Annotated in this window: 7 protein-coding genes; 1 reads left to right on the top strand and 6 read right to left on the bottom strand. The window is 60.3% G+C overall.

The genetic code is table 11. The annotated features are described in order from the left end of the window. The 6 genes from PMI24_RS28370 to ccoN (PMI24_RS28395) all read right to left on the bottom strand — a co-directional run. The coding region (locus tag PMI24_RS28370) for a cbb3-type cytochrome c oxidase subunit II (protein ID WP_007960351.1) at positions 1-211 on the bottom strand (211 nt) is incomplete at its 3' end. Then, positions 211-1,653, bottom strand: a complete 1,443-nt coding sequence (gene ccoN, locus PMI24_RS28375; RefSeq protein ID WP_007960352.1) for a cytochrome-c oxidase, cbb3-type subunit I — start codon at positions 1,651-1,653, stop codon at positions 211-213. The genes ccoN (PMI24_RS28375) and PMI24_RS28370, both read right to left, overlap by 1 nt. 481 nt (positions 1,654-2,134) lie before the next feature. Continuing rightward, the gene (gene ccoP, locus PMI24_RS28380; RefSeq protein WP_007960353.1) at positions 2,135-3,088 is read right to left on the bottom strand and encodes a cytochrome-c oxidase, cbb3-type subunit III; all 954 of its coding nucleotides are present in this window, start codon (positions 3,086-3,088) and stop codon (positions 2,135-2,137) included. Continuing rightward, entirely contained in the window at positions 3,085-3,282 is a 198-nt protein-coding gene (locus tag PMI24_RS28385; protein ID WP_007960354.1) for a cbb3-type cytochrome oxidase subunit 3, read from the bottom strand. The genes ccoP and PMI24_RS28385 overlap by 4 nt, the downstream gene beginning before the upstream one ends. 3 nt (positions 3,283-3,285) lie before the next feature. Then, complete coding sequence (gene ccoO, locus PMI24_RS28390) at positions 3,286-3,894, bottom strand: cytochrome-c oxidase, cbb3-type subunit II (RefSeq protein WP_007960355.1); 609 nt, start codon at positions 3,892-3,894, stop codon at positions 3,286-3,288. 10 nt (positions 3,895-3,904) lie between these two features. Further along, positions 3,905-5,329: a cytochrome-c oxidase, cbb3-type subunit I gene (gene ccoN, locus PMI24_RS28395; protein ID WP_007960356.1), complete on the bottom strand. Its 1,425-nt coding sequence runs from the start codon at positions 5,327-5,329 to the stop codon at positions 3,905-3,907. 95 nt (positions 5,330-5,424) lie between these two features. On the opposite strand from ccoN (PMI24_RS28395), the gene PMI24_RS28400 reads away from it, so the two are divergent. Next, positions 5,425-6,105, top strand: coding sequence for an alpha/beta family hydrolase (locus tag PMI24_RS28400; protein ID WP_007960366.1), 681 nt, complete (start codon positions 5,425-5,427; stop codon positions 6,103-6,105). Positions 6,106-6,456: the final 351 nt, after the last annotated feature.

Here is a 6,456-nt window from a genome sequence, read left to right on the forward strand (position 1 = left end):
TCTGCGAGTGGCAGCCGACACATCCGTTGGCGATGTAAACGTCGCGGCCTTCCAGTTCAAGGGCGGTGCGCGGCTTCATGCCTTCGACCGGCTTGTTGGTGACGTCCTGGAAAAACAGCGGAACGATTTGGGTCAGACCACCGACGCTGACGGCGATGACCATGAAGAAAGCCAGCAGGCCAATGTTCTTCTCGACGGCTTCATGCTTCATCAGTGAGCTCCAACTACGGCAATCTTGGCGGCGGCTTCGGCTTCAGCCGGGTTCGAGGCGCGAACGGTGCGCCATACGTTGTAAGCCATCAGCAGCATGCCGCTGGCGAAGAACGCACCGCCCAGGGCGCGGACGATGAAACCAGGGTGGCTGGCCTGCAGCGCTTCGACGAACGAGTAGGTGAGGGTGCCGTCATCGTTGATTGCACGCCACATCAGGCCCTGAGTGATGCCGTTGACCCACATCGAAGCGATGTACAGAACGGTACCGATGGTCGCGAGCCAGAAGTGCGCGTTGATCAGGCCGGTGCTGTGCATCTGCGCACGGCCGAACAGTTTCGGGATCATGTGGTAGATCGCGCCGATCGAGATCATCGCTACCCAGCCGAGTGCGCCGGCGTGTACGTGGCCGATGGTCCAGTCGGTGTAGTGCGAGAGCGAGTTGACGGTCTTGATCGCCATCATCGGACCCTCGAAGGTCGACATGCCGTAGAACGCCAGCGATACCACGAGGAAACGCAGGATCGGGTCGGTGCGCAGCTTATGCCAGGCGCCCGACAGGGTCATCATGCCGTTGATCATGCCGCCCCAGCTCGGTGCCAGCAGGATGATCGACATCGCCATGCCCAGCGATTGTGCCCAATCCGGCAGTGCGGTGTAGTGCAGGTGGTGCGGGCCGGCCCAGATGTACAGGGTGATCAGCGCCCAGAAGTGCACGATCGACAGACGATACGAGTAGATCGGACGTTCGGCCTGTTTCGGCACGAAGTAGTACATCATCCCCAGGAAACCGGTGGTCAGGAAGAAGCCCACGGCGTTGTGGCCGTACCACCACTGGATCATCGCGTCGGTGGCGCCGGAGTAGGCCGAGTAGGACTTGAACAGGCTGACCGGCAGCGACATGTGGTTGACGATGTGCAGCATCGCGGTCACCACGATGAACGCACCGTAGAACCAGTTACCGACGTAGATGTGCTTGGTCTTGCGCTTGGTGATGGTGCCGAAGAACACCAGACCGTAGGTGACCCAGACAATGGCCAGCAGAATGGCGAGAGGCCATTCCAGTTCCGCGTATTCCTTGGTGGTGGTGTAACCCAGCGGCAAGGTAATGATCGCGCCGACGATAACCGCTTGCCATCCCCAGAAGGTGAAGGCCGCGAGGCTGTCGGAAATCAGTCGCGTCTGGCAGGTTCGCTGCACGACATAGTAGGAAGTGGCAAACAGTGCACAACCACCGAAGGCGAAAATCACCAGGTTTGTGTGCAACGGGCGCAGGCGTCCAAAGCTCGTCCATGGCAGACCGAAATTCAACTCCGGCCAGACCAGTTGCGAGGCGATGAAGACACCGAGCCCCATGCCAAGGATCCCCCAGACCACCGTCATGATGGCGAACTGGCGGACTACCTTATAGTTATAAGCAGTCGGACTGATTGCTGTGCTCATTCTAAGGTTCCACGGTTTGGGTGTTTTATTAGGATTAAAATCGGCCGCAAGTATGTAGAAAGCAGGGGGTCAATGCAACGCGCCATGACCTGGGTCAATGCTTTCCAACGCTGATTCTGCGGCCTTTCCATGCGCCGCGTAAGGACAAAATTGCCCTCGGGCAAAATGTCGCAGCGGACGAAAAAAGCGAGGGGTCCCGGTCGGATGTAACGGGGTATGTTCGAACGCTCGGTTCGGGTGACGGACGGTAATTGGCACGACAGCCGGTATCTACCGGCCTTTGCGGCCATGTCAGTCAGCCGATTCGTTCAACGCCTCGCTCGGGGTCGACCTGGAACCGGCACGGGCCAGTCCGCATCGAGCAAGCGTAGACCCGAATCCGGGTAACCGAAAGGAGAGGGGGTGAAGGGGTGCGACAATGCGTCGCAAAGGGACTGGAAACTGCCGCACTGGAAACGTGCGGCAGTCTTGTACGCAACGATTACTTTTTATTGTCCTCAGTAATCAGTTTTTCTGTATTCAATCCATTGCTCAGGCTGTACACATAAGCGGCCAGCAATTGCACTTTATCGTTGCCCAGCAGCTCGTTCTGAGCGGGCATGTGGCCTTGACGGCCATGGCGAATGGTCTGCTCAAGTTGGGTCAGGCTGGTGCCGTAGATGAAACCGGCCGGGTGCGTCAGGTTCGGTGCGCCCATGGCTTCGGTGCCCTGGCCGTTTGCCCCGTGACAGGCGACGCACATGGTGCTGAACGCTTGCTGCCCGGCTTGCAGGTCGGCCTTGTTGTCCGCTGCCAGTGGCAGGCCGGCCAGTTCGTGACGCACGTAAGCCGCGACGTTTTTCACCCCGGCCTCGCCCAGTGCTTCGCCCCACGCCGGCATCGCCGCCATCCGGCCACCCATGATGGTGGTCTTGATGGTTTCGGCGCTGCCGCCCCAACGCCAGTCCTTGTCGGCGAGGTTAGGGAAGCCGAACGCGCCCTTGGCGTCCGAGCCGTGGCAAACCGAGCAGTTGGAGGCGAACAGACGGCCACCCATTTTCAGCGCCTGCGGATCCTTCGCCACTTCTTCCACCGGCATGGCGGCGAACTTGGCGAAGATCGGCCCGAATTTGGCGTCAGCCTTGCTCATTTCCTTTTCCCACTCGTGGACGCCGGTCCAGCCGTCCTCGTAGCCGGGCAGGATGCCTTTCCAGTTGCCCAGGCCCGGATAAAGGATCAGATAGCCCACGGAAAACACCAGCGTGCCGGCGAACAGCATGAACCACCACTGCGGCAGCGGGTTGTCGTACTCCTCGATGCCGTCGAAGCTGTGGCCCATGGTCTGGTCGACGCTGCCCTTGGTCTCGCCCCGACGGGTGCCGACCAGCAGCCAGGTCAGGCCGATCAGGCTGCCGATGGTCAGTACGCAGATCCACGTACTCCAGAAGGTGGTCATGGCCGGGTACTCCTTGTTTCATTAGCTTGGGTAGTGTCGGGTTGCGGCTCGTCGGCAAACGGCAGCAGGCGCGCTTCGGCGAATTCCGGGGTGCGCTTGCGGTTGAACACCCAGAGGGTCAGGCCGACGAAGGCCACGAACACCACGACCGTGCCGAGGCCGCGTATCAGCCCCGCGCTCATTTCAAAGACCATGGCTCACCTCTTGCTCTTGATCGCAGTGCCAAGCACTTGCAGGTAGGAGACGAGGGCGTCCATTTCGGTCTTGCCCTTGAGGCTGGCCACCGCGCCGCTGATGTCGTCGTCGGTGTACGGCACGCCGAGGGTGCGCATGACCTTGAGCTTGGTTTCGGTGTGGCTGCTGTCGACCGGTTGGGTGACCAGCCATGGGTAGGCCGGCATTTTCGATTCCGGTACAACGTTGCGCGGGTTGTACAAGTGCGCACGGTGCCAGTCATCCGAGTAGCGCGCGCCAACCCGGGCCAGGTCCGGACCGGTACGTTTCGAGCCCCACAGGAACGGGTGATCCCACACGCTTTCACCGGCCACCGAGTAGTGCCCGTAGCGTTCGGTTTCGGCGCGGAACGGCCGGATCATCTGCGAGTGGCAACCCACGCAGCCTTCGCGGATGTAGATGTCGCGGCCTTCCAGTTGCAGCGCGGTGTAGGGCTTCATGCCTTCCACCGGTTTGTTGGTCACGTCCTGGAAGAACAGCGGGACGATCTGGGTCAGGCCGCCGATGCTCACGGCGAACACCATCAGCAGCATCAGCAGGCCGACGTTCTTTTCAATCGTTTCGTGTTTCATGGCGAACTCCTCAGGCCATCTGCGCGGCGGCAACGACGTCAGCAGGCTGCGAGGCCCGCACGGTGCGCCAGGTGTTGTAAGCCATCAGGAACATGCCGCTGAGGAAGATTGCCCCGCCAATCAGCCGCACGACGAAGCCAGGGTGGCTGGCCACCAGGGTTTCGACGAAGGAGTAGGTCAGCGTGCCGTCCTCGTTCACTGCACGCCACATCAGGCCCTGGGCGATGCCGTTGACCCACATCGAAGCGATGTAGAGCACGGTGCCAATGGTCGCGAGCCAGAAGTGCGCGTTGATCAGGCCGATGCTGTGCATCTGCTCTTTGCCGAAGATTTTCGGGATCATGTGGTACAGCGCGCCGATGGAAATCATCGCCACCCAGCCGAGGGCGCCGGCGTGTACGTGGCCGATGGTCCAGTCGGTGTAGTGGGAGAGGGCGTTCACTGTCTTGATTGCCATCATCGGACCTTCGAAGGTCGACATGCCGTAAAACGCCAGCGACACCACGAGGAAGCGCAGGATCGGGTCGCTGCGCAACTTATGCCAGGCGCCCGAGAGGGTCATCATGCCGTTGATCATGCCGCCCCAGCTCGGCGCCAGCAGTACCAGCGACATCACCATGCCCAGCGACTGCGCCCAGTCCGGCAGCGCGGTGTAGTGCAAGTGGTGCGGGCCGGCCCAGATGTACAGGGTGATCAGCGCCCAGAAGTGCACGATCGACAGGCGATACGAATACACCGGACGTTCGGCCTGCTTCGGCACGAAGTAGTACATCATCCCGAGGAAACCGGCGGTGAGGAAAAAGCCTACGGCGTTGTGGCCGTACCACCATTGCACCATCGCATCGGTCGCACCGGCGTACACCGAGTAGGACTTGGTGAAACTCACCGGCAACTCAAGGTTGTTGACGATGTGCAGAATCGCCACGGTGATGATGAACGCGCCGAAGAACCAGTTGCCCACATAAATGTGCTTGGTCTTGCGCTGCATGATCGTGCCGAAGAACACGATGGCGTAGGCGACCCAGACGATGGTGATCAGGATGTCGATCGGCCATTCCAGCTCGGCGTATTCCTTGGAGCTGGTGTAACCCAACGGCAGGCTGATGGCCGCCAGCAGGATCACCAGTTGCCAGCCCCAGAAGCAGAACGCGGCGATTTTCGGCGCAAACAATTGCGTCTGGCAGGTGCGCTGCACCGAGTAGAACGAACTGGCGAACAAGGCACAGCCGCCGAACGCGAAGATCACCGCGTTGGTGTGCAGCGGGCGCAGGCGTCCGAAGCTGGTCCACGGCAGGTTGAAGTTGAGTTCGGGCCAGACCAATTGAGCCGCGAGAAAAACCCCGAGCCCCATGCCGACGATGCCCCACACCACCGTCATAATGGCGAATTGGCGGACCACCTTGTAGTTGTAGGCGGTACTGATAGAAGTGTTCATGGTTCCCCATCCACGGTTCAGCCGAAGTGAGCGCGCGCAGAAAACGCCGCGAATCCTTCGCCTGGAGTTATAGGCAGACTAAAAGCGAGGCAAGCATGGACAAACAGCACAAGGCCAGTATTGACGGGGATCAATGGGCGCAGTGCCTGCGGGATCACGGGTGGCTTTGGGATGCGGCTGTTGGGGAGGCTTCGGCGACGCTCATTCTCGCCCATGGTGCGGGGGCGCCGATGGACAGTGAGTGGATGACGGATGTGGCTGGGCGCCTTGCTGGGCTTGGTATCAACGTGTTGCGGTTTGAGTTTCCTTATATGGCGCAGCGGCGGGTTGATGGCAGCAAACGTCCGCCGAATCCGGCGCCGAAGTTGCTCGAATGTTGGCGTGAGGTCTATGGCTTGGTGCGACTTCATGTCGCTGGGGTTTTGGCGGTTGGCGGGAAGTCGATGGGGGGGCGGATGGCCAGTCTGCTTGCCGATGAGCTTGGCGCGGATGCGTTGGTTTGTCTGGGGTATCCGTTTTATGCGGTTGGGAAACCGGAGAAGCCTCGGGTTGAGCATCTGGCTGGGTTGAAGACTCGGACGTTGATTGTTCAGGGGGAGCGGGATGCTCTTGGCAATCGGGACGCTGTCGAAGCTTACGATCTATCGCCGAGTATTGAGGTGTTTTGGCTGGCTGCGGGGGATCATGATTTGAAGCCGCTCAAGGTTTCCGGGTTTACGCATGAGCAGCATTTGGCTGCCGCCGCGCAGAAAGTGGCTGCGTTTCTCAAGCACTGATCGAGATTTTTGAACCGCATGAAGATCGGCTCCCTTTCCCCCTCGCCCCCCTGGGGGAGAGGGCTGGGGTGAGGGGGTAGATCTTGAACACGACACACTTTTCGATCTATGTGCATATCCGTTGCTGCGGTCAAGCCCACCTAGGGTTTCGCCCTTACGGCGACTCACTTTTTTGACAAACGCCTCAAAAAAGTAAGCAAAAAAAGGCTTGCTCCTACGTCCGGCCCGCTCGCTAAAGCTCGGGGTTCCTTCGTTCCGGGATTCATCCGGGGGGCATCGCCTACGGTTTGCTTCGCTGCACCTCCTCTCGATGTGTTTGGCTTCGCCAAACGGTCGCTGCGCTCCCACCCC

The sequence above is a fragment of the Pseudomonas sp. GM25 genome, from assembly GCF_000282255.1.
GTDB classification, from domain to species: domain Bacteria; phylum Pseudomonadota; class Gammaproteobacteria; order Pseudomonadales; family Pseudomonadaceae; genus Aquipseudomonas; species Aquipseudomonas aphyarum.